General features: G+C 67.4%; 21 protein-coding genes. 6 read left to right on the top strand and 15 right to left on the bottom strand.

The window, feature by feature from the left end:
* Nucleotides 1-11 precede the first annotated feature (11 nt).
* The 10 genes from VMD50_RS03750 to VMD50_RS03705 form a co-directional block, all read right to left on the bottom strand.
* Entirely contained in the window at nucleotides 12-1,736 is a 1,725-nt protein-coding gene (locus VMD50_RS03750; protein WP_325424982.1) for a virulence factor Mce family protein, read from the bottom strand.
* A gap of 11 nt (nucleotides 1,737-1,747) precedes the next feature.
* Nucleotides 1,748-2,914: a virulence factor Mce family protein gene (locus tag VMD50_RS03745; protein WP_325424980.1), complete on the bottom strand. Its 1,167-nt coding sequence runs from the start codon at nucleotides 2,912-2,914 to the stop codon at nucleotides 1,748-1,750.
* Nucleotides 2,911-4,365: a virulence factor Mce family protein gene (locus VMD50_RS03740; RefSeq protein ID WP_325424978.1), complete on the bottom strand. Its 1,455-nt coding sequence runs from the start codon at nucleotides 4,363-4,365 to the stop codon at nucleotides 2,911-2,913. The genes VMD50_RS03745 and VMD50_RS03740 overlap by 4 nt, the downstream gene beginning before the upstream one ends.
* Nucleotides 4,362-5,426, bottom strand: coding sequence for a virulence factor Mce family protein (locus tag VMD50_RS03735; protein ID WP_414685990.1), 1,065 nt, complete (start codon nucleotides 5,424-5,426; stop codon nucleotides 4,362-4,364). Before VMD50_RS03735 ends, VMD50_RS03740 begins: the two co-directional genes overlap by 4 nt.
* Nucleotides 5,416-6,468 (bottom strand): MCE family protein, encoded by a 1,053-nt coding sequence (locus tag VMD50_RS03730; RefSeq protein WP_325424976.1) that lies wholly within the window; start codon nucleotides 6,466-6,468, stop codon nucleotides 5,416-5,418. The genes VMD50_RS03735 and VMD50_RS03730 overlap by 11 nt, the downstream gene beginning before the upstream one ends.
* Nucleotides 6,468-7,670 carry an MCE family protein gene (locus VMD50_RS03725; protein ID WP_325424974.1) on the bottom strand — a complete coding sequence of 401 codons (1,203 nt, stop codon included), beginning with the start codon at nucleotides 7,668-7,670 and terminating at the stop codon, nucleotides 6,468-6,470. Before VMD50_RS03725 ends, VMD50_RS03730 begins: the two co-directional genes overlap by 1 nt.
* A gap of 19 nt (nucleotides 7,671-7,689) precedes the next feature.
* Nucleotides 7,690-8,532, bottom strand: a complete 843-nt coding sequence (locus VMD50_RS03720; protein WP_325424972.1) for an MlaE family ABC transporter permease — start codon at nucleotides 8,530-8,532, stop codon at nucleotides 7,690-7,692.
* Between the two features lie 16 nt (nucleotides 8,533-8,548).
* Nucleotides 8,549-9,313 carry an MlaE family ABC transporter permease gene (locus tag VMD50_RS03715; protein ID WP_325425048.1) on the bottom strand — a complete coding sequence of 255 codons (765 nt, stop codon included), beginning with the start codon at nucleotides 9,311-9,313 and terminating at the stop codon, nucleotides 8,549-8,551.
* A gap of 237 nt (nucleotides 9,314-9,550) precedes the next feature.
* Nucleotides 9,551-10,465 (bottom strand): 3-oxoacyl-ACP reductase, encoded by a 915-nt coding sequence (locus tag VMD50_RS03710; RefSeq protein ID WP_325424970.1) that lies wholly within the window; start codon nucleotides 10,463-10,465, stop codon nucleotides 9,551-9,553.
* Between the two features lie 13 nt (nucleotides 10,466-10,478).
* A complete protein-coding gene (locus VMD50_RS03705; protein WP_325425046.1) occupies nucleotides 10,479-10,670 on the bottom strand; it encodes a ferredoxin in 192 nt (63 codons plus the stop codon).
* A gap of 216 nt (nucleotides 10,671-10,886) precedes the next feature.
* Here VMD50_RS03705 and VMD50_RS03700 point away from each other — a divergent pair, with 216 nt between their 5' ends.
* From VMD50_RS03700 to VMD50_RS03685, 4 genes are read left to right on the top strand one after another with little or no spacing between them, the layout of a single operon-like run.
* On the top strand, nucleotides 10,887-12,068 hold the full coding sequence (locus tag VMD50_RS03700; protein ID WP_325424968.1) for an acyl-CoA dehydrogenase: 1,182 nt from the start codon (nucleotides 10,887-10,889) through the stop codon (nucleotides 12,066-12,068).
* Nucleotides 12,069-12,095: 27 nt separating this feature from the next.
* Entirely contained in the window at nucleotides 12,096-13,193 is a 1,098-nt protein-coding gene (locus VMD50_RS03695) for an acyl-CoA dehydrogenase family protein (protein ID WP_325424966.1), read from the top strand.
* 54 nt (nucleotides 13,194-13,247) lie between these two features.
* On the top strand, nucleotides 13,248-14,765 hold the full coding sequence (fadD17, locus tag VMD50_RS03690; protein WP_325425044.1) for a long-chain-fatty-acid--CoA ligase FadD17: 1,518 nt from the start codon (nucleotides 13,248-13,250) through the stop codon (nucleotides 14,763-14,765).
* A gap of 14 nt (nucleotides 14,766-14,779) precedes the next feature.
* On the top strand, nucleotides 14,780-15,511 hold the full coding sequence (locus VMD50_RS03685) for a serine hydrolase (protein ID WP_325425042.1): 732 nt from the start codon (nucleotides 14,780-14,782) through the stop codon (nucleotides 15,509-15,511).
* Here VMD50_RS03685 and VMD50_RS03680 read toward each other — a convergent pair.
* The 4 genes from VMD50_RS03680 to VMD50_RS03665 all read right to left on the bottom strand — a co-directional run bounded on the left by VMD50_RS03680 (nucleotide 15,477) and on the right by VMD50_RS03665 (nucleotide 20,393).
* The gene (locus VMD50_RS03680) at nucleotides 15,477-17,027 is read right to left on the bottom strand and encodes an acetolactate synthase large subunit (RefSeq protein WP_325424964.1); all 1,551 of its coding nucleotides are present in this window, start codon (nucleotides 17,025-17,027) and stop codon (nucleotides 15,477-15,479) included. The two genes, VMD50_RS03685 and VMD50_RS03680, sit on opposite strands and share 35 nt — an antisense overlap.
* On the bottom strand, nucleotides 17,024-17,848 hold the full coding sequence (locus tag VMD50_RS03675) for an amidohydrolase family protein (RefSeq protein ID WP_325424962.1): 825 nt from the start codon (nucleotides 17,846-17,848) through the stop codon (nucleotides 17,024-17,026). The genes VMD50_RS03680 and VMD50_RS03675 overlap by 4 nt, the downstream gene beginning before the upstream one ends.
* A 106-nt stretch (nucleotides 17,849-17,954) precedes the next feature.
* Entirely contained in the window at nucleotides 17,955-18,722 is a 768-nt protein-coding gene (locus VMD50_RS03670; protein WP_325424960.1) for a fructosamine kinase family protein, read from the bottom strand.
* An 18-nt stretch (nucleotides 18,723-18,740) separates the two neighbouring features.
* Nucleotides 18,741-20,393, bottom strand: a complete 1,653-nt coding sequence (locus VMD50_RS03665) for an acyl-CoA synthetase (protein WP_325424958.1) — start codon at nucleotides 20,391-20,393, stop codon at nucleotides 18,741-18,743.
* Between the two features lie 64 nt (nucleotides 20,394-20,457).
* On the opposite strand from VMD50_RS03665, the gene VMD50_RS03660 reads away from it, so the two are divergent.
* Together VMD50_RS03660 and VMD50_RS03655 are read left to right on the top strand one after the other, a co-directional pair.
* Complete coding sequence (locus VMD50_RS03660) at nucleotides 20,458-21,279, top strand: crotonase/enoyl-CoA hydratase family protein (RefSeq protein ID WP_325424956.1); 822 nt, start codon at nucleotides 20,458-20,460, stop codon at nucleotides 21,277-21,279.
* A 101-nt stretch (nucleotides 21,280-21,380) separates the two neighbouring features.
* Nucleotides 21,381-22,220: a hypothetical protein gene (locus tag VMD50_RS03655; protein WP_325424954.1), complete on the top strand. Its 840-nt coding sequence runs from the start codon at nucleotides 21,381-21,383 to the stop codon at nucleotides 22,218-22,220.
* Between the two features lie 61 nt (nucleotides 22,221-22,281).
* Here the strand turns inward: VMD50_RS03655 and VMD50_RS03650 are convergent, their stop codons facing one another.
* Nucleotides 22,282-23,478: a cytochrome P450 gene (locus VMD50_RS03650; protein WP_414685993.1), complete on the bottom strand. Its 1,197-nt coding sequence runs from the start codon at nucleotides 23,476-23,478 to the stop codon at nucleotides 22,282-22,284.
* Nucleotides 23,479-23,480: the final 2 nt, after the last annotated feature.

The raw sequence follows: 23,480 nt of genomic DNA, 5'->3' as shown, positions 1-23,480 counted from the left end.
TACGGAGTCCACTACATCGGCCTTGGATCAAGCATCAGGTCCACCCAGTTCTCGGCGCCGGACGCGCCGCTCGTGCCGGGCGCGAAGATACCAGTGCCGCCCGCCGGGTCCACGAAGGCTCCGGTGTGCTGGTCATAGGTGGTGTAGGCGGGCCCGCTGGCCTGCGGCTGGGGGCCGGGCGGCGGCCCCCATGGCTTCTCCGGTCCCGGACCGGCCGGCGGGGGATTGATCCCCTCCGGCGGCGCCGGCGGGGGGAGCCACTTCGGGTAGGGAAGGGTCGGCGGCACCGGCGGCACCCCCGGCGGCATCCACGACGGGTTGCCCGGCGGCGGCCCGCTGTCGTTGGGGGGCGGCGGATCGTATGCCGGCTGGTGGTTCGGCAACGGCCCGGGCCCGGGCACCACCCCGGGAGGGGGCGGCCCCACGATGGGCGTGCCGGGATCGGGTTCGGCGCCCGGCGGGATGTACGGGAACTTGTTGGGCGGCAACACGTTCAGCCCGTTCGTCACCGGGGTGTCGTAGGGAACGGGCGGACCGCGCCAGGGGTTGCGGCCGACCGGAACGTAACCATTCGGGTCACGGCACAGCTGGATCGTGGGGGCCCGTTTGCCGGGGAACTCCTGGCATGGATAGTTGCGGGCGCCGCGCACGGTACTGGGATCGTTCTGGGCGGCCTTGCAGTACATGTCTTTCGGGAGCTCGCGCAGCGTCTCGTCGGCCGGCGTGCGCATCAGCGGCGGGGGCAGGAAGCCGACGGCGCACGGGGGCGGGTCGTTGAGGTCGAGCTTGAAGTCCAGCTTGGCGCCCTCGTCTTGCGGGGCGCCACCGGCGGCCGTGGTGATCGCCGCGAACAGCGCCGGCAACACCACCAGCAGCTGCTCGATCGACTTGTGATAGATGACTCCGACGCGGCCCAGGTTGGCCAGGCTGGCGGCCAGCGCCGGGAACGACGGCCGGATTCCGGAGAAGGCGGTGCTGGCCTCGTCGGTTGCGCCGGGCGCGGTGGCCAACGTCTGGCGCAGCTGCGGGTCGGCCTGCCGCACCTCGGAAGTGAACCGCGCCAACCCGTCAGACAGCGACTTGATGTCGGCGCCCGCGCGGACCTGGGCCTGCAGGAAGGGGCCGGCCTGGTCGATCAGCTGCGAGACCTGCGGGTAGTTGGCGTTGGCCTCGTCCACCAGCAGCCGGGCGGACTCGATCAGCCGGGCCAGCTCGGGACCGGACCCGTTGGCGGCAGTGAACGTCTCGTGCAGGAGCTCGCGCAACCGGGTGTCGCCGAGGCTGTTGACCAGCGCCTCGGCCCGCTTCAACAGGTCGGCGACGTCCTGGCCGATCCGGGTGTTCTGCCGGTCGATCCGAGATCCGTCGTGCAGCTTGGTCGATGCCGGCTTGCCCGGCGGCACGAGGTCGATGTACTGCTCACCCACGGCCGAGACGCTCTTCACGGTGGCGGTGACGTTCGACGGTATGGGTGTGCCGCTGTTGAGCCGCATTTCGGCGGTGACGCCATTGGGGTTGAGGCCCACCGACTCTACCCGGCCGACCGCGACTCCGCGGTAGGTGACGTTGGCGTTTTTGTACAGCCCGCCCCCGGCGGCGAAATCGGCGCTGACGTGGTACGTCCCGATGCCGAAGGTGGCGGGCAGTCGCAGGTAGAAGACGGCCATCACGCTCAGCGTGATGGCGGTGATCACCGCGAAGATGCCGAGTTGGACCTTGGTGAGTTTGTCGATCATCTGCGCCGCCCCTACTGCCCCTCAGAACCCGAAGCCGCGCCGGGCGGAATCTTGAACGGGTCGGCCGCCTGCCCCGACAGGTTGGCCAATTCGCCGGTCAAGAAATCGGGCGGGTTGAGGACCTCGCTCATGTGCATCATGTTCGGGTCTAGTGCATACGAGGTGGTGAAGAACGTCTCACCGATCCGGCGCAGGGTGAGGTCGAAGGTGGTGAACACGTTGAGGTAGTCGCCACGCACCGCCTGCTTGATGCCGAAGTTGGGGAACGGGAACGTCAGCAGCAGCTGCAGCGACGTGACGAAATTCCTGCGGTTGTCATTGAGGGCCTTGAGTGCCGAATACAGGCCCTTGAGGTCTTCGGCGAAGTCCACCTTGCTTTTTGCCAGCACGTGGGAGGTCACCATCGCCAGCTTCTTCAGCGCGGCGAACGCGTCGACGATGTGGTCCCGGTTCTTGTTGAGCACCCGAAGCGCCTCGGGCAGCGTGTCCAGCGCCCGGCCCAGGTCGTCCTTGTCGCGCGCCAGGGTCGCGGAGAATCGGTTCAGCCCGTCGACCGCATCGATGATGTCGTTTGTTTGCCGGTTGAGCCCCGCCGTCAACTCGGCGAGCCGGGGGATCAGGTCGACGAACTGGTCCTGGCGACCGGCGACGGCCTGATAGGTCTCGTCGGTAATGTCTTCCAGCGCACCGAGATTGCCCTTGTTGACGACGACGCCCAACGCCGAAAGCACCTCTTCGGTCGTGGGATAGCGGCCCGTGTTGGCCTCCGTGATCCTCGAGCCGTCCTTGAGCCGCCCGGTCGCCGGCTTGTCCTTGGGGCGTGCCAGGTCGATGTGCATCGAACCCAGCAACGACGTCTGGGCCACCGTCGCAGTCGCGTTGGCCGGCAACACCACGTTCTTGTTCAGCGCCAGCTTCACCGCGGCATAGAAGGATCCGTCGGCCCGCTGCTCGGCCGAAATGCCCGAAACGCTGCCGACGGTAACGTCGTCGACCATAACCGGCGAGTTCTGCGGCAGCGTCGCCACGTCGGGCATCTCGACGGTGACCGAATAGGCGCCACTGCCGTGGCCGGCCGTGCCGGGCATCGCCAGGGAGTTCAGGCCGTTGAATTGACAACCGGCCAGCAGCACTCCGCCCGCCGCTAACACGCCGCCGCGCAACCAGATTCGTTTCATCCGCCGCCGCCCAGGTCGGCCGCCGGCGCGCCGGGCGCCGGGCTGGGCGGGGGGCCGGGCAGCGGACCGAACGCGTTGCCGGGCCCGGGGCCCGGCGGTGGAGCGGGGTTCGCGCCGGCCGGCGGCGGTCCCTGAGGAGCGCCGGCCTGCGGGGCCGTCGGGACCAGCAGGGCCTGCAGATCGGACGGATTCTGGGCGGGCGGCGCCGGGCGCGCACCCTGAGCCGGTATCCAGGTCAGCTGCGGTACCGGAGTGGCGGCCTTGGCCTGGGTCTCCGGGGTGTCGTAGATGATCTGGCCCTTGTACGCGGTGATCGTGTTGAGCGGGTGGAACATGACCGGTGGGTAATTCACCGCGAGCCGGCGCAGCACCGGGCCGAGCCGTTCACGGCAGAGCTCGGCGCGCCGGTAGTAGTCCGGTGCCCTCGGCCCGGCGGCGGTCTCGAAGGAGCCACCGCAGATGAACTGAACGGGGTTGGCGAATTCGGGTATCGACAACAATCCGTTCAGGGTGCCCTGCGCCGGGTCGTAGATGTTGTAGAAGTTGGCGATCCCGGGCCCGGCCACGTGCAGCACCTGCTCGATGTTGTCGCTCTGGTCGCTCAGCGTCTGGGCGAAGTCGTTGAGGTTGTTGACCGTATCGATGATCGTCGAGTTGTTCTCGTGCAGGAATCCCCGGATGTCCGAGAGCGCCTGGTTGAGCGTGCCCAGGGTGTTGTCCAGATGCCGCGAGCTGTCGGCGAGCACCTGCGACACCGAGGCCACGTTCCCGGCGAACTGCACGATCTGCTCGTTGCTGGCCGACAGCGCGTCGACCAGCACCTGCAAGTTCTTGACCGTGCCGAATATGTCGCTGCGCGAATCCCCCAGCCGCCCGGCGACTTGCGAGAGCTCGCGCAACGCGTTGTGGAACGACTCGCCCTTGCCGTCGAGCGTGTCGGCGGCCTGGTTGATCGCCCGGCCCAGTGGCCCCTGCATCGACCCCCCCACCGATCCCGTCGGGCCCAGCTGAACGGCCAGTTGGGTCAGGGACTCCTTGACCTCGTCCCATTCCACCGGCACCCCGGTGCGGTTCAGGTCGATACTGCCGCCGTCGGGCAACACGGCCCCGCCGGTATACGCCGGGGTGAGCTGAATGAACCTCGCCGACACCAGGTTCGGCGAGATGATGACGGCCCGGGCATCCCTGGGGATCTTCACGTCCTTGGCCACCGACATGGTGATCTTCACGTCGGAAGGCCGCGGCTCGATCGTGTCGACCGAACCGACCGGCACGCCCAGGACGCGGACCTGGTCGCCGGGGTAGAGACCGACGGCGGAGGTGAAGTAGCCGATGACGGTCCGGTTATTCCCTTGCGACGACAGCACATACACGCCAGCCACCACCATCGCGAACAGCGCGATGATGATGCCGTAGCGCAGCCCCCGGCTGCCGGCGACCCGCTTCGTCATGGCGACTTCGGCCTGATGATCCAGCGTTCCTGAATCAGCCCGCGCAGGTAGTCCGCGAGGCTGGCCGGCAGCTTGCCCGGCTGGTAGAAGAAGTCGAACACCATCGCAACCATCGGCGCGGGCAACACGCTGAACACGTTCACGTTGAACCCGGGCCCGGAGCCGACGACCTCACCCAACTCGGTGGCGTAGGTGGGCAGCCGCTTGAGTGCCTCGGTGATGTAGTCGCGGCGCTCGTTGAGGTTGGCCAGCACCACGTTCAGCTTGCTCAGCGCCGGGCCGAACTCCTTGCGGTTGTCGGCGACGAAGCCGGAAATCTGCTGTGAGAGACCGCCGATGCCCGAGATCAACTCTCCGATCGCGGCGCGCCGCTCGTCCAACGCGGCGAACAACTCGTTGCCGTCATCGACGAGCTTGTTGACCTGGTTGGCGCGCTGCGACAGCACCCCCGTCACCGACTTCGCATGAGCCAGCAGGCTTTGCAGCGCCTCGTCGCGGCGGTTCAGCGTGCGGGACAGCGAAGTCACCCCGTCCAGCGCGCCGCGCAACTCGGGGGTGGCGTCGTGCAGCGTGTCGGTGAGCACGTTCAGGGCCTGCTCGAACTGCGGCTTGTTCAGGTTGTTGGCGTTGTTACCCAGGTCCTCCAGCGCGCCGGCCAGCGTGTACGGCGTCGTCGTCCGGCTCAGCGGAATGGTGGTCGCCCTGCCGGTGCCCGCCGGGGTCACCGCGACGGAGCGCTCGCCGAGGATGGAGTCGGTGCGGATCGCGGCCAGCGACTGGTCGCCGACGACGACGTGGCGATCCACGCTGAAGGTCACCTTGGCGCTGTTCCCGGCCAGGCCGACGGACGCCACCTTGCCGACCTTGAAGCCCGACACGTAAACGGCGTTGCCAGGATTGATGCCGCCGGCGTCGGTGAAGTAGGCGTCGTAAACCTTCCCCTGCGGCCAGAACGGCAGCCCCGCGTACCCGAATGCGATCAGCACGACGCAAACCACCAGCACCACACCGAAGATGCCGGTGCGTAGAGGGTCGCGTTCGCGCCTTGGACTATTTGACAAAAGCGCACCTCCCCTTGCTCGGATCCACCTGGCCACCAAGCGGCAGCAGGATGTCGCTGCCGGCCGGTCCGTTGATCTTGATCGTCACGGAGCAGAAGTAGATGTTGAAGAACGACCCGTAGGCCCCGAGCGCCGCCAGCCGCAGGTAGTCCTCGCCGAGTTGCTCGATGTCGTTGTCCACCTCGGCCTTGCGGTTGTCGATCTCGGTGGCCAGCGGCCGGGTGTTCTCCAGGATGCCCTGCAGCGGGCGGCGCGAATTCTTCAGCAGCTCAGTCAAATCCGTGGTCGTCGACGCCAGCGGCGGGATGGCCCCCGCGATCGAGTCTTTATTCTGGGCCAGCCCGGTGATCAATTGCTGCAACTGGTCAACGCTGGCGGAGAATTGCGCGCTCTTCTGGTCGACGGTGCCCAGCACCGTGTTGAGGTTGGTGATCGCGTCTCCGATGAGCTGGTCGCGCTGGCCCAGCGCCGACGAGAACGCGCTCGTGTCGGCCAGCACGTTGGACAACGCCCCGCCCTGGCCCTGCAACAACTGGATGACCGCGCTGCTGATGGTGTTGACCTTGTCGGCATCCAGGCCCTTGACCAACGGCCGCAGCCCACCCAACAGCGCGTCGAGATCCAGTGCGGGCTGGGTGTGTTGGGAGTTGATCGTGCCGCCGGGCGGCAGCTTACGCAGCTCCCCCGGGCCCGACGTGATCTCCAGATAGCGGTCGCCGACCAGGTTTTCGTACCGGACGACCGCGCGCGTCGACGAATAGAGCGTGTAGCGGCTATCGACTCCGAACTTCACGTCGATCGTGTTGTCGGGGTTGAGCTTCAGGCCCGACACCGCACCGACCGGCACGCCGGCGATGCGCACCTTCTGGCCGGCCTTCAGCTTCGACACGTCGGTAAACGTTGCGTGGTAAGTGCTTTCGGGCCCGAACCGGAAGTCACCGAACACAATCACCAGCGACGCACTCACCAGCAGCATAGCCACCGCGAAGATGCAGACCTTGATCAGCATCGACCGGTGCGACGGCATCCCCTTGGCCGCCATCAGAAGTCGTCCCGTTCCGCGAAGGCGCCGTGGAAGAGGAACTGCAGCGTCGAGGGCGCGTCGAACTGCAGCTCGGTGAACGGCTCATACGGAATGTTGCCGTTGTCGGTGACCAGGAACGGCGACCGGTAGAACGACCCGCCGGTCTGCTTGGTCGGGATGTCGGGCAGGCCCCGGCAGTTCGGACCCCCGGAGGCGTTGACGATCGGAAGGGACTCCGGATACGTATACGCTGGCGCGCCCAAGACGAAGCTCGACGACGTGAACAGGCCCGCCTTGCGGACCCCGAGCAGCGGGGCGAATTCCTTGATGCCGCGCTCGATTCCCGCGAACAGGCAGCCGAATTCGGGCGAGTAATCGTGGGCCACCTTGGTCGGGGCGCGCAGCCTGTTGATCGCGTCGATGAAATTCTGCTCGGCGGGTTCCAGCGTGTCGTACGCGTTGTCGGCCAGGCCGATCGCCGCCAGCAGCGTGTCGTTGAGGTTCTTCTGTTGGCCGACGACCGTCCTGTTGATCGTCGGCAAGTTATCGAAGACGGTGTTCAGGTCGGGGGCGGCGTCGGCGTAGGTATTGGTGACGATCCCGGCCCTGCGAAAGTCCTCCTGCAGCGCGGGAAGCTTCGGATTGGCTTGGCGCGCCAGCGTGTTCAGTCCCGACAGCAGCGAGCCGAAGTCGTCGCCGTGGCCGCGGAGGCCTTCGGAGAGCGCGCTCAGCGTCCCGTTCAGCTCCACCGGGTCGATCTTGTGCAGCAGGTCGATGAGCGACTGGAACAGGGTATTGACCTCGAGCGCCACCGCCGAGGCCTCCACATGCGCGTCGGGGCGCAGGGATGTCGGCGAAGGCGCTTGGGGTGCAATGAATTCCACCGACTTGGCGCCGAAAATGGTGTTGCCCGCTATGTGCACCGTCGCGTTGGAGGGGACGAAGTGCATCTGGTCGCTGTTGATGGCCAGGGTGAGCCGCGCCTGGTCACCGGAGTAGTCGATGCCGGTGACCTTGCCGATCTGGACGCCGCGGTATTTGACCTTGGCGCCCTTGTCCATCACCAACCCCGCCCTCGGCGCCGCGACGGTGACGGTGTCGGTCGAGGTGAAAGCCGCTGTGTACGAGAGGTAAGTCAGGGCGGCGAAGGCCAAAATCAAACTGGCCAGCAGCGCCGCTGCCAGCCGAACAGATGTGCGTCCAGGTCCGCCTTCTGCCATGCTTCTTCGGTGGTCCCCCTTAACCGGAGAGGTTGAAGTTACCCGACGCGCCGTACACGGCCAGCGAGATGAACAAGGTGATGACGACCACGACGATCAGCGAGGTCCGCACGGCCTGGCCCACCGCGATGCCGACGCCGACCGGGCCGCCGCTGGCGTTGTAGCCGTAATAGGTATGGATCAGCATGACCGCAATGGCCATCACGATGGCCTGCAGGAACGACCACAACAGGTCCGACGGGATGAGGAACGTATTGAAGTAGTGGTCGTACAGGCCTTTGGACTGCCCGTTGATGTACACGGTGGTGAAACGGGCGGCGAAGAACGCGGCGAGGACCGACAGCGAATACAGCGGAATGATCGCGATCAGGCCGGCGATCAGCCGGGTCGACACCAGGTAGGACACCGACTCCACCGCCATGCATTCGACGGCGTCGATCTCCTCGGCCACCCGCATGGCGCCCAGTTGGGCGGTGGCGCCGGCACCGATGGTGGCCGCCAGCGCGATGCCCGCGATCACCGGCGCGACGACGCGGACGTTGAGGAACGCCGACAGGAACCCGGTCAGCGCCTCGATGCCGATGTTGCCCAGCGACGAGTACCCCTGCACGGCGATGACGCCGCCGGAGGCCAGGGTCAGGAAGGCCGCGACCCCGACCGTGCCCCCAATCATGACGAGTGCTCCCGCGCCCAGCGTCATTTCGGCGATGAGCCGGATGGTCTCCTTCCGGTACTGGGTGACCGCTTGGGGGACATGGCGCACGGTTTTGCCATAGAACAACGCCTGCTCGCCGAAGTCGTCAACCGGGCCCTGCAGCCGCGACATGAAACGGCGAAACCGGAGGGTGGCGTCGTAGCTCATCGGCTGCTCATTCGCCTCATTTGGCCGTAATCCGCACGCCGATGGCGGTCATGACGACGTTGATGACGAACAGGCAGATGAACGCGTAGACGACGGTTTCGTTGACCGCGTTGCCGACGCCCTTGGGGCCGCCCTTGACGGTCAGGCCGCGGTAACACCCGACCAGCCCGGCCATCACGCCGAATAGCAGCGCCTTGACCTCGGCGAGCACCAGCTCGCGCAGCCCGGTGAGCACGGTCAGGCCGTTGATGAACGCGCCCGGGTTGACGCCCTGGAGGAAGACGGAAAACGCGTAACCACCCGACAGGCCGATGGCGCACACCAGGCCGTTGAGGAGCAGCGCGACGACCGTGGACGCGAGGACCCGCGGCACCACCAGCCGGTGGACCGGGTCGATGCCGAGCACGCGCATCGCGTCGATCTCTTCGCGGATGGTGCGGGCACCCAGGTCGGCGCAGATCGCGGTGGCACCGGCCCCGGCCACGACGAGCACCGTGACGACCGGGCCCAACTGGGTGACGGTGCCGAATGCCGTTCCGGCGCCGGACAAGTCGGCCGCGCCGATCTCGCGCAACAGGATGTTGAGGGTGAACGCCACCAGCACGGTGAACGGGATGGAGACTAGCAGCGTCGGAACCAGCGACCCGCGGGCGATCATCCACGTCTGTTCGAGAAACTCGCCAAATTGAAACGGCCGGCGAAAAGTCTCACGGCCGGTCTCGATCATCATCTCGAAGAACCCGCCGACAGCGCGGGCGGGAACCGCAAGCTGTTGTATCAGCTCGGCCACCCCCCTTTGCTGCTCGCGGCGAAGGCTGTGTATCGCCTTTGCATTGTCTTCGGTCGCTCGCGGCCCAGAGTGAGCCGGATCATATTAACCCAGAAGAAGTTCACGGTGTCAATGAACAGCATTTCTGTATCCGAACCGTTAATTTGTGCAGGTCAGAGGTGTTGCCTTCGCTGCAATCTGACACATGTTCTACTCACGGATTCCCCCCTATAATGTGCGTTTACACGGTTATTGCTCCATCAGGCCGACGGCGGAAAAGTTCCGCTCCGGATCGCGCCCAGCAAAGTATTTTTGGAGCGCGCCGCTCAATTGGCCGGGTTCCCACGCCGGACCGTCCGCCTTGAACCTGTGCTCCGCGGTCGGCGCGGAAACCAGTGTCACCTGCGGGCCGTAGACAATGAACACCTGACCGTTGACTTCCGCGGCGGCCGGGGATGACAAAAAGGTGACCAGGCTGACCACGTGCTCCGGCGACAGCGGGTCGATGCCGCCGTCGTCTACCTCGGGTGCCGCCCCGAAGACATCGGCCGTCATCGCGGTGCGGGCCCGCGGGCAGATCGCATTGGCGCACACCCCGTAGCGGCCCAGCGCCCGCGCGGCGGTGAGGGTGAGCGAGATGATGCCGGCCTTGGCCGCGCCGTAATTGGCCTGCCCCACCGGCCCCACCAGGCCGGCCTCAGAGGCGGTGTTGACGATACGGCCGAAGACCTTCCCGCCCGCATCCTTGGCCTCGGCGCGCCAGTAGGTGGCCGCGTTGCGGGTCAGCAGGAAATGCCCGCGCAGGTGCACCGCGATGACGAGGTCCCATTCCTCGTCGGACATGTTGAACAGCATCCGGTCGCGAGTGATGCCGGCGTTGTTCACGACGATGTCCAGGCCGCCGAGTCCGTCGGCGGTGGCCACCAGTTCGTCGGCGGTCGCGCGCTGACTGATGTCACCGGCCACCGCGACGGCCTTGACGCCGGCGGCGCTGATCTCGTCGATGACGTCGGAGGCGTCCAGCGCGCCGGCGATGTCGTTGACGACGACGGTGGCGCCGAGGCGTGCTAAGCCGAGCGCCTCGGCGCGACCCAGTCCCGCGGCAGCGCCGGTCACCACCGCGACCTTTCCGGACAGATCGGTCGCGTTTGTCCTGCTAGTCAATTTATGAATACCTCTAGTCCTGGCGCAACAACGCAGCGCGGGGGCACTCGGCGATGGCCTGTTCGGCCAGCTGCTCTCGATCGGACGGAATCGGGTCGATCTTCACGACGGCGTAGTCCTCATCGTCCAGGTCGAACAGGTCGGGTGCGATTCCCATGCACACCGCGTTCCCTTCACACCGGTCACGATCCACGATCACCCGCACGGCACCCTCCTTGAACCTGGCCTTCAACCTGAGCACTCGCCCCATCGGTATGTAGGTCCACCATAGGACCCCGCCGCGTCAGGGGAAACGGTCGCTGGATTCCAAGACTAGAACGTGTTACAACCGGGGAGGCGAACGGGTAGCCGTTGGTCGGGCCGCGCCGCGTGACGTGGCATTCGATCGATAATTGACGCTTAACGACAAGGACGGCTTGCAATGCGCATCAGTTATACCCCTGAACAGGAGGAGCTGCGTCGCGAACTGCGGTCGTACTTCGCCACCCTCATGACGCCGGAGCGCCGCGAGGCGCTGAGCTCGACACAGGGTGAAATCGGGAGCGGCAACGCCTACCGCGAGGTCGTCTCGCAGATGGGCAAGGACGGCTGGCTGACCCTGAACTGGCCCAAGGAGTATGGCGGGCAGGACCGCTCGCCGATGGACTCGCTGATCTTCACCGACGAGGCGGCCATCGCCGGCGCGCCGGTGCCGTTCCTGACCATCAACAGCGTGGCGCCGACCATCATGGCCTTCGGCACCGACGAACAGAAGAAGTTCTTCCTGCCCAAGATCGCGGCCGGGGACCTGCATTTCTCGATCGGCTATTCCGAGCCCGGCGCCGGCACGGACCTGGCCAACCTGCGCACCACCGCGGTCCGCGACGGCGACGACTACGTGATCAACGGCCAGAAGATGTGGACCAGCCTGATCCAGTACGCCGACTGGGTGTGGTTGGCGGTGCGCACCAACCCGGAGGCCAAGAAGCACCGCGGGATCTCGATGCTGGTGGTGCCGACGACCGCGGAAGGCTTCTCCTGGACGCCGGTGCACACCATGGCCGGGCCCGACACCAGCGCCACCTACTACACCGACGTGCGCGTGCCGGCGACCAACCTGGTCGGCGAGGAGAACGGCGGCTGGAAGCTGGTGACCAACCAGCTCAACCACGAGCGGGTCGCGTTGGTGTCGGCGCAACCGATCATCGTGGCCCTGCGCGAGGTCAGGGAATGGGCGCAAAACACCAAGGACGCCGGCGGGGCCCGGCTCATCGACTCGGAGTGGGTGCAGCTCAACCTGGCCCGCGTGCATGCCAAGGCCGAGGTGCTCAAGCTGATCAACTGGGAGCTGGCGTCGGCGGCGAGTGAAACCTTGTCGCCGGCCGATGCCTCGGCGGCCAAGGTGTTCGGCACCGAGCTGGCCACTGAGGCGTACCGCCTGCTGATGGAGGTGCTGGGTACCGCGGCGACCGTGCGCCCGGATTCGCCGGGGGCGTTGCTGCGCGGCCGGGTCGAGCGGATGCACCGGGCGTGCCTGATCCTTACCTTCGGGGGCGGCACCAACGAGGTGCAGCGCGACATCATCGGCATGGTCGCGCTGGGACTGCCCCGAGCCAACCGCTGAGCTTCCTCTATATAAGGACGAGAATTCATGGACTTCACCACGACAGAAGCCGCACAAGACCTCGGCGGTTTGGTCGAGACCATCGTCGACGCGGTTTGCACGCCGGAACACCAGCGTGAGCTCGACAAGCTCGAGCAACGATTCGACCAGCAGCTGTGGCGCAAGCTCGTCGATGCCGACATCTTGACCAGTGCGTCGCCCACATCAGTGGGCGGCGACGGCTTTGGCGTCCTCGAGCAGGTGGCCATCCTGGTTGCGCTGGGCCACCAGCTGGCCGCGGTGCCCTACCTGGAGTCGGTCGTGCTGGCCGCCGGGGCGTTGGCCCGGTTCGGCTCGGAGGAACTGCAGCAGGGCTGGGGCGCGCCGGCGGTCCGGGGCGAGAAGATCCTCACCGTCGCGCTCGACGGCGACATGGGCGAGGGGGCGGTACAGGCCACCCGCACGGGTGACGGCTACCGACTGACCGGGACCCGCACGCAGGTCGGCTTCGGCCCCGTTGCCGACGCGTTCCTGGTTCCGGCCGAAACCGATTCCGGCGCGGCCGTTTTCCTGGTGACCACCGACGATCCCGGGGTCACGGTGACGGCGATGCAGACCACCGGCCTGGGCAGCGTCGGGCACCTCAGGCTGGACGGGACGCAGGTCGAGCCCGGGCGAAGGGTCGGCGACGGGATCGTCGCCGTCTGGCTTGACACCCTCATCACCTTGGGCCGCAGCGCTTTTCAGCTCGGCGTGCTGGAGCGGGGTCTGCAGCTGACAGCCGAATACGCCCGCACCCGTGAGCAATTCGACCGCCCGATCGGCAGCTTCCAGGCGGTGGCGCAGCGGCTGGCCGACGGTTACATCGACGTCAAGGGGTTGCGGCTGACGCTGACCCAGGCGGCCTGGCGCGTGTCGGAGGACATCCCCGCCGAGATCGACGTGGCCAGCGCGGCGTTCTGGGCCGCCGATGCCGGGCACCGGGTGGCGCACACCGTCGTACACGTGCACGGCGGCGTTGGCGTCGACACCGATCACCCGGTGCATCGTTACTTCTTGGCCGCCAAGGAAATCGAGTTTTCGCTGCGCGGTGCCACCGGTCAGCTGCGCCGGATTGGCCGCGAACTCGCGGAAACGCCCGCCTGAGGGCCGCCCGGCGACGATGCGGTCCGTGAAACCCGCGGGGGCCAAGTGGGCTTCGTGATTCCCGCCGACCCGACCGTCACCAAGCTGTTGGTCCCGCTGGCCGAGATCGACGACCGTGGTGTCTATTTCGAAGACTCGTTCACCAGCTGGCGCGATCACCTCCGGCACGGCGCCGCGATCGCGGCGACCCTGCGCGACCGCCTCGACCCGGCGAAGCCGCCGCATGTCGGCGTGCTGCTGGAGAACACCCCCTTCTTCTCGGCGATGCTGGTCGCGGCGGGGATGTCCGGGATCGTGCCGGTGGGGCTCAACCCGGTGCGCCGTGGCGAGGCCCTGGCCCGCGATATCGCGCACGCCGACTGCCAATTGGTGCTGGCCGATTCGGAATCGGCTGCACCACTGGGCGATATCGAGCATGTGAACGTCGATTCCGGCGCGTGGGCCGACGCGGTGGCCACACACCTTCCGGTTGGGGATGCGGGGCTTCGTTTTCAGTCGGCATCGTCCGCGGACCTGTTCATGCTGATCTTCACGTCGGGAACCAGCGGCGAGCCGAAGGCGGTGAAGTGCAGCCACGGCAAGGTCGCGATCGCCGGCGTCACGATGGCACAGCGCTTCGATCTGGGCCGCGACGACGTCTGCTATGTGTCGATGCCGTTGTTTCATTCCAACGCCGTGCTGGTCGGCTGGGCGGCGGCCGCCGCGTGCCAGGGTTCAATGGCGTTGCGGCGCAAATTCTCGGCGTCGAACTTCTTGGTCGATGTCCGCCGCTACGGCGCCACCTACGCCAACTACGTCGGCAAGCCCTTGTCCTATGTGCTCGCCACACCCGAGCGACCCGACGATGCGGACAACCCGCTGCGGGCGGTGTACGGCAACGAGGGCGTGCCCGCCGACATCGAGCGTTTCGCCCGCAGGTTTGGGTGCGTCGTCCAGGACGGGTTCGGCTCGACCGAGGGTGGGGTGGCCATCGCCCGGACCCCCGACACCCCGCCGGGCGCGTTGGGGCCGCTGCCGGAGGGGGTCCAGATCGTTGATCCCGGCACCGGTAAGCCGTGCGCGGTGGGCGTGGTCGGCGAGATCGTGAACACCGCCGGGCCGGGCCGTTTCGAGGGGTACTACAACGACCGGGCGGCCGAGGCCGAGCGGATGGCCGGCGGCATGTACCACAGCGGCGACCTCGCCTATCGCGATGAGGGCGGCTACGCGTATTTTGCGGGGCGGCTTGGCGATTGGATGCGGGTTGACGGTGAGAACCTGGGCGCGGCACCGATCGAGCGCGTGCTGCTGCGCTATCCGGACGCCACCGAGGTCGCGGTGTACGCGGTGCCGGACGCGAGAGTCGGCGACCAGGTGATGGCCGCGTTGGTGCTTGCCGCCGGTGCGCAGTTCGATCCCGAAAAGTTCCGGGCGTTCCTGGCCGAGCAGCCCGACCTGGGGCCCAAGCAATGGCCGTCGTACGTTCGGGTGAGCGCGGAGCTGCCGCGGACGGTGACTTTCAAGGTGCTCAAGCGCCAGCTGTCGGCGCAGGGTGTCGACTGCAGTGATCCCGTGTGGCCGATTCGCCGGTAGCGTTCTTTCACGACATGACTCCCCCGCCGCCGCAGCTGAAAGCGAGCTTCGACGAGCTCGCCGCCAACGTGCCGGCGACCGTCGGCATCGCGATTGCCCGTCCCGCTCTCACCGAGGTGTTCTCGTTGGGCAGCTGGTCTTCGGGGGTCGCGTGGTCGACGATAAAGGTGCCGTTGGCCATCGCGGCCTTGCGTCGTGATCGGCCACGCGCCCGGGACCTGGTCGTCAGAGCCATCACCGAATCCGACAATCAGGCGTCGGAGCGATTGTGGTCTCAGCTGGGCGAGCCGGCGGAGGCTGCCGAACGGGTGCAAGCCGTCGTCAACGAAGGCGGTGACACGGCCACAGTGGTCGAATCGCAACGACGCCGCCCGGGTTTCACGGCGTTCGGCCAAACGCAATGGCAGCTTGATCGGCAGGCGCGATTCGCCGCCGCGCTGCCCGGCATCGGTGACGCGGCGACGGTCATCGACCTGATGCACCGCCTCACCCCGGGCCAGCGCTGGGGCCTGGCCGCGAAAGGTTTTGCGGCCAAGGGTGGTTGGGGACCCGGGTTGACCGACGGCTACTTGGTCCGGCAGTTCGGCGTCCTCCCAGCGCACCCCGCACACGTGGGTGTGGCGTTGGCGGCCGAAGCAAACGCATTCGAGGCCGCGGTTGACGTCCTCGACTCGATGACGGACTGGCTCGTCGGCCAGCTTCCCGCGATAGCTAGCCGATCAGTGACGGCACCACGGCGTCAATAAGGTGCGGCCCGGGTTCGGCGAAGGCGGCGCGCAGGGCGTCGGCGAACTCCTCGGCGGTCGTGACGCGACGCGCCGGAACACCCATCCCCTCGGAGATCTTGACGAAATCCATTGTAGGACGGGATAAGTCGAGCAGATCAAGCGCCTTGGGACCGGGAGACGACCCGGCGCCGACGCGTTGCAGCTCAACGCGCAAGATGTCGTAGGCGCTGTTGTCATAGAGCACGGTGGTCACGTCGAGTTTCTCGCGCGCCTGCGTCCACAACCCCGAGATCGTATACATGGCGGACCCGTCGGATTCCAGGCACAGCACCGGACGACCGGGTGCGGCCACCGCGGCACCCACCGCGGCCGGGATGCCGTAGCCGATCGCGCCGCCGGTCAGCGTCAGCCAATCATGAGCCGGCGCACCGGCAGTGGCCTGCGGGAGCAGCACGCCGGACGTGTTCGACTCGTCGACGACGATCGCGCCGTCGGGCAGCAACGCCCCGATCACGTCGGCGGCCGACGCCGACGTCAGTGCACCCGTCGCCAGCTGCGGGCGCGACGCCGCCGCCACCGGCGCGACCGTATTGGGTGCCACCTCGTCGGCCAGCGCGGCCAAAGCGTCTGCGGCACAGCTGTGTTCGGCGAGGACGTGCACCTCGCAGCCGGCCGGCACCAGGTCGCTGGGCATGCCCGGGTAAGCGAAAAAGGACACCGGCGACTTGGCGCCCGCCAGCACCAGATGCTTGGCGCCGTTCAGCTGCGCGGTGGCCGCCTCGGCGAAGTAGGCCAGCCGCTCCACCGCAGGAACGCCCGCGCCGCGCTCGAGCCGCGCCGGAAACGTTTCGCACAGCAGCCGGGCCCCGGTCGCCTGGGCGATCCGCGCGGCGGCCGCCAGCCCTCGCCCACGGGTGGCGTCGCCGCCGATCATCAGCACCGTGGGCTCACCGGAGCGCAGCACCTCGAGCGCCACAAGCGCGAGTTGCGGGTCGGCGCCGGCCGGGCGCGCTGGCGCGGTGGCGGCGGGCTGCGCCCCGTCGGACCAGGACACGTCGGCGGGCAGGATCAGGGTGGAGATCTGCGAGCCCGACCGGCTGGCGGCGATCGCCTCGGCGGCATCGGACGCGACGTCGGCGCTCTCCTGGGTGCGGCGCATCCATCCCGAGACGCTGCCGGCCAGCGCGTCGATGTCGGATTCCAGTGGGGCGTCGTACTTTTTGTGGTAGGTGGCGTGGTCGCCGACGACAACCACCATCGGCACGTGCGCGCGCCGCGCGTTGTGCAGGTTGGCCAGGCCGTTGCCCAATCCGGGGCCCAGGTGCAGCAGCACCGCGGCGGGCCGGTCGGCGATGCGGGCGTAGCCGTCGGCCGCGCCGGTGGCCACGCCCTCGAAAAGCGCCAGCACGCCCCGCATTCGGGGAACGGCGTCGAGTGCCGCCACGAAGTGCATCTCCGACGTGCCGGGGTTGGCGAAGCAGACGTCGACGCCGCCGTCGACCAGGGTGTTGATCAGGGCCTGAGCGCCGTTCACCTGTTTGCCTCCAGTCCGAAGACACGTTCGGCGTTGCCGCGCAGGAAGTCTCGGCGCGCCTCATCGCTGAGTCCGAGTTCATCCAGGGCCGCCAGAGCGTGCGTGGGGGTGATCATCGGGTAGTTGGTGCCGAACAGGACTTTGCGTTGTCCGGTACCGGTTTTCATGAAGCGGACGAGCTCGTCCGGAAGTCGCTTGATCGTATAGGCCGAGGTGTCGATGTAGACGTTCTCGTGCTTGCGGGCGACGGCGACCATCTCCTCGGTCCACGGATAGCCGACGTGGCCGCACACGATGACGAGCTCGGGAAAGTCGAGCGCCACCTGGTCGATGTAGGGAATCGGGCGTCCGGTCTCCGACGGCCGCAGCGGGCCGGTATGACCGACCTGAGTGCAGAACGGCACGGCGGACTCCACGCATTCGGCGAACAGCGGATAGTAGCGGCGGTCGGTGGGCGGCGCGTTCCAGAGCCACGGCACCACCCGCAGACCCACGAACCCTTCCCTCACCCGACGCCGCAGCTCGCGGACCGCCTGCATCGGGCTATCGAGGTCCACCGCGGCCAGGCCCGCGAAGCGGTTCGGGTGGGATCGCACCCACGCGGCGACCTCGTCGTTGGAGACCAAGTCCTGGCCATTCGGACCGCGCCAGGCGCTCAGCAGGCCGAAGCCTACCCCGGCGGAGTCCATCGCCGCGATGGTCGCCTCGATCGGGATGTCGGCGTCGGGGATCGACCCGCCGGTCCAGCGCCGCAGCGAGGCCAACATGTCGCTGCGCAGGAACCGTTGCGTCGGGTGTTGCATCCAGACATCGATCGTCATCGCGCCTCGACATTAGCCCGCCGACGATGCGCGCCGCGAAGCGGCGAGAGGTGGGGGCACCTCCCGCTCGCGGGGGAGAGGCGGGCAATCCAGCAGTAGACGCCGGTCAGGCGGCCAGCGCGGCGCGGGCGGCGGCGTCCGTCTGCCGCGCGTACCCGCCGCCGAACAGCACCACGTGGGCCAGCAGCGGGAAAAGCTGGTGCAGCCCGGTGCGGTTGCGCCAGCCGGGTTTCAGCGGTCGGACGCGCTGGTAGCCGACGAGGACGGCGTCGTAGTGCGGGCAGCCGAACAGCGCGAGCATCGCCAGGTCGGTCTCGCGGTGACCGGCGTGCGCGGCCGGGTCGATCAGCACCACCCCGCCGGGCGTCCACATCACGTTGCCGCTCCACAGATCGCCGTGCAGCCGGGCCGGCCGGTCATCGTCGTCGAAGTCGCCCGCCCGGCACCGCGCCGCGACGGCGTCGATCGCCGCCCGGGTCGACGCGCCGAGCCGCTCCGCCGCCAGCCCGGCCATCGGGGCCAGCCGCTCGTCGGCGTAGAAATCGCCCCAGCGTCGATGCCGCCGCAGCGACATCGGCAGGGGCCGGGAGAGCGGCCCGAAGAACCCGGCCCCGTCCCACCCCTCGGGCCCCGCGCCGAACGCCGCGGCGCCCGCGTCGTGCGTGACGGCCAATTGGGCGCCGAACGCCTCCGCCGCCTCGGCGCTCGGGCTCGCGGATCCCAGCCGCCGCAGGGTCAGGCTCGTTGCGCCAACGGAAACGACCTCCGCGCAGGGAACACCGCCGTCGACGCCGGCAAGCCACCGCAAACCCGCCGCCTCCCAGGCGAAGTAGCCGGTGGGCGCGTCCGGGTGCGCCTTGACGAAGTCGGTCACGCGGCTAGGTTAGGCGCATCAGGTCGTCACGTGGCTCGCATGCACGTCGTCGGCCGGGCGGGCCTCGGTCTGCTCCTTGGCCCAGCGGTAGTCGGGTTTGCCCGCGGGCGAACGCCTTACCTCGTCGACGAGCCAAAGGCTGCGCGGCACTTTGTATCCGGCGATCTCGGAGCGCACGAAACTGTCCAGCTCCGCCAGTGACGGCCGGCAACCGGGCCGGGGCTGCACCACGGCCGCCACGTGCTGGCCGTAACGGGGGTCGGGCACGCCGACCACCAGGGCGTCGAAGACGTCGGGGTGGCCCTTCAACGCGGCCTCGACCTCCTCGGGATAGATCTTCTCGCCGCCGCTGTTGATCGACACCGAGCCGCGGCCGAGCATCGTGACCGTGCCGTCCTCCTCCACCAGGGCCCAGTCGCCGGGGATGGCGTAGCGAACGCCGTTGATGGTCTTGAAGGTTTCGGCCGTCTTCTTCTCGTCCTTGTAGTAGCCGACCGGGATGTTGCCCTTCTTGGCGATGAAGCCGCGCACGCCCGAGCCCGGCTTCACCTCGTTGCCCTCCTCGTCGAGCACGACGGTGCGGTGGTCGATGGTGACGCGGGGGCCACCGCTGTGTGGCGCACCCGCGGCGACGACGCTGGTGCCACCAAAACCGGTCTCGGAGGAACCGATTGAGTCGGTGATGACCCGGTTGGGCAGCAGCTCCAGCAGCCTCTCCTTGATGCTCGGCGAGAACAGCGCCGCGGTGCTGGCCAGCAGGAACAGCGACGACAGGTCGTATCCGTGGTCCTTGTCCAGCGCGTCGAGCAGCGGCCGCGCCATGGCGTCACCGGTGAAGAACAGCAGGTTCACCTTGTGTTCGTGGATTGTGCGCCATACCTCTTCGGCGTTGAATTCCGGTGCCAGCACGGTGGTTTGGCCCGAGAAGATCGACATCCAGGTCGCCGACTGGGTGGCACCGTGGATCATCGGCGGAATCGGGTAGCGGATCATCGGCGGATTGGCGCTCGCGCCCTTGGCCAGGTCGTACTCGTCCTTGACGAATTCGCCCGTGGCAAAGTCGGTCCCACCCAACAGCACCCGGTAGATATCCTCGTGGCGCCACATCACACCCTTGGGGAAGCCGGTGGTGCCGCCGGTGTACAAGAGATAAATGTCGTCGGCGCTGCGATTACCTAGAAGCTCGCCGAAGTCACGCTCGGGTGAGCCCTGCGCGATCGCCGAGTAGAACTCGACACCGCCGTAGCGCTGGTAGTCGGCGTCGGAGCCGTCCTCGACGACCAGGATCGTCTTGAGGTTCGGGGTGTCCGGCAGCACGTTGGCGACCCGGTCTGAGTATTGGCGCTCGTGCACCAGCGCCACCATGTCGGAGTTGTCGAACAGGTAGCGCAGCTCGCCCTCGACGTAGCGGTAGTTGACGTTGACGAGGATGGCGCCGACCTTGACGATGCCGAGCATCGCGATCACGATCTCGATGCGGTTGCGGCAATACAGCCCGACCTTGTCGTCCTTCTTGACGCCCTGGTCGATCAGGTAGTGCGCGAGACGGTTGGCCTTCTCCTCCAGTTGGGCGTAGGTCAGCTTCTCGTCGCCGCAGATGAGGGCGACACGGTCAGGCACAGCGTCGATGGCGTGCTCGGCAAGGTCGGCGATATTCAGGGCCACGGCCACCAAATTAGAACGTGTTACATTTCTTGACAAGCTCGCCCCCGACGTCGACCGAAAGGCGGTAGCCGTGGCTCAGGCTCCAGCAAACGAATCAACGGGCCCCTCGGAACCGGATGCGCTCGTCGAACAGCGCGGTCACACCCTGATCGTCACGTTGAACCGGCCGCACGCGCGCAACGCGCTGAGCACCGAAATGATGGAAATCATGGTGCAGGCCTGGGACCGCGTCGACAACGACGACGACATCCGCTGCTGCATCCTCACCGGGGCCGGTGGCTACTTCTGCGCCGGCATGGATCTCAAGGCGGCAACCAAGAAGCCCCCGGGTGAGTCGTTCAAGGACGGCAGCTACGACCCGTCACGGATCGACGCCCTGCTGAAGGGTCGACGGCTGACCAAACCGCTGATCGCGGCCGTCGAGGGACCCGCGATCGCCGGGGGCACCGAGATCCTGCAGGGCACCGACATCCGGGTCGCCGGCGAGAGCGCCAAGTTCGGCATCTCCGAGGCCAAGTGGAGCCTGTACCCGATGGGCGGCTCGGCCGTGCGGCTCGTCAGGCAGATTCCGTACACCGTCGCGTGCGATCTGCTGCTGACCGGCCGGCACATCACCGCCGCCGAGGCCAAGGAGATCGGCCTGATCGGCTATCTGGTGCCCGACGGCCAAGCGCTGACCAAGGCGCTGGAGATCGCGGAGTTGATCGAGAACAACGGTCCCCTCGCCGTGCAGGCGATCCTGCGGGCGATCCGCGAAACCGAGGGCCTCAACGAGAACGACGCCTTCAAGATCGACACCCAGATCGGTATCAAGGTGTTCCTGTCCGACGACGCCAAGGAAGGCCCGCGGGCGTTCGCCGAGAAGCGCAAGCCGCAGTTCAAAAACCGCTGACCTTCCGCCGCCGAGCGTGAAGCTATTGCGAGTTTCCGCATTTTTCTCTCGGCAGTTTCACACTCGGTGAAGTGTCGGTCCTACCCGGCACACTCCTGCGCGTGGGACCGCTAATCATAGGTAGTGAGGCCGTCGCATCCGGTCGTGTCACGCCGTATGCCCTGCGCAGCAGGTTCGTCGCGCTTCACCGCGACGTGTACGTACCGCGGGATGCCGAGATCACCGCCGTGGTGCGCGCCGAGGCGGCGTGGTTATGGTCGCGGCGGCGAGGCGTCATCGCTGGCCGCTCGGCCTCGGCGTTGCACGGCGCCAAATGGATCGATGGAAAGGCACCCGCCGAACTCATCTACGACAATCGGCACGCGCCCGTGCAGATCCGCACGTGGGCGGATCGCATCGAGGACGACGAGGTCGCGACGCTGAAGGGGATGGCGGTGACGACGCCGGTACGCACCGCCCTCGACCTGGCGTCGCGCTATCCAGTAGACAGGGCGGTCGCGCTGATTGATGCCCTCGCCCGATCGACCCGCCTCAAGATGGCAGACGTCGAGCTACTTGCGGAGCGCTACCGGGGGCGCCGAGGCATCCGGCGGGCGCTCGCCGCGCTGGATCTCGTGGATGCCGGCGCGGAGTCGCCTCGCGAAACCTGGCTGCGCCTCTTACTCATTCGGGCCGGCTTCCCACGTCCGCGCACTCAAATACCCGTGCATGACCGATACGGCCAGCTGATCGCCGTCCTCGACATGGGCTGGGAGGAGGTGAAGGTCGCCGCGGACTACGAGGGCGACCACCACCGCACAGACCGACGGCGGTTCAACCAGGACATCCGGCGCGCCGAAGCGATTGCAGAATTGGGCTGGATCGACGTCCGGGTTACGGCTGAAGACACTCCAGGTGGGGTCATCGGCCGGGTATCAGCGGCATGGGACCGCCGAGCGTGAAACTGTCGCGAGTTTCGTGCCGGCATTTCGCGGCAGTTTCACGCTCGGTGAAGGGACAAAGTCAGGGCGAAGGCGCGCCCGGGGTGAACGCCACCGGCATCTTCTCGAGGCCGGACACGAAGTTTGCCGGCCGGAGCGGCAGTTCGGCGTCGGAGGCCAGCCGCATGTCCGGCAGCCGTTGCAGCAGGCGCGTCTGCATGATCGACAGCTCCAGCCGGGCGAGCTGGTTGCCGAGGCAGAAGTGCGTGCCGAAGCCGAAGGCGAGGTGGTTATTCGGGTAACGCTCGATGTCGAAGCTCTCCGGATCGTCGAAGACCCTCTCGTCGAAGTTCGCCGACTCGAACAGCAGGATCATCTTCTCGCCCTTGTTCAACCGGGCGCCGTGGAAGTCGGTGTCGGCGGTGATCGTGCGCGCCATGTTCTTCACCGGCGCGGTCCAGCGCAGCATCTCCTCGATCGCGTTGGGCAGCAATCCCAAATCGTTCACCAGGCGCCGGTGCTGATCGGGGTGCAGCAGCAGCTGCCTGGTTCCGCCGGACAGCGTGTGACGGGTGGTCTCGTCGCCGCCGATCAGCAGCAGCAGCACCTCGGTGACGATCTGGTGGTCCTCCAGGCGTGATCCCTCGACCTCCGCGTGCACGAGGACGCTGACCAGGTCGTCGGTCGGTTCCTCCTTGCGGGCCGCGATCATCCCCATCATGTATTCGGTGTAGGCGGCGAAGGCATCCATGCTGACCTGGAAATCCTCTTGCGCCGCAGTGCTGCTCAGGAAGCTGACCAGATCATCGGACCACTTGAGGAACATCTTGCGTTCCTCGGGGCGCACCCCGAGCATGTCGCCGATGACCGCCATCGGCAGCGGTGCGGCGAGGTCCCAGACGAAGTCGCACTGGCCGCGTTCGCACACGGCGTCGATCAGCGTGTCGCACAGCGAAACGATCTTGGACTCCTGGTCTTTCACGCGCTTGCGGGTGAAACCGGAGTTGACGAGCTTGCGGCGCAACAGATGTTGCGGATCGTCCATCTCGATCATCATCTCGACGCCGTCCTGGTCGGGTCGGATGCCGCCGGCATTGGAGAACAGCTCGGGGTTGCGCTCGGCCTCGATCACCGCCTGGTACGTCGACGCCGCGGCCAGCCCGTTGCGGTCCCGAAACACCGGCTCGTGCTCCCGCATCCAGCGGTAGACGCTGCGGGAGTCACCCGCGTAGAAAGCTCCGTCGGTCAGGTCGACGTCCGGTCTCGTCGTCGAGGTCATCG

Source organism: Mycobacterium sp., assembly GCF_035506235.1.
Classification (GTDB): Bacteria; Actinomycetota; Actinomycetes; order Mycobacteriales; family Mycobacteriaceae; genus Mycobacterium.
This window is presented reverse-complemented; position numbering and strand designations above follow the sequence as displayed.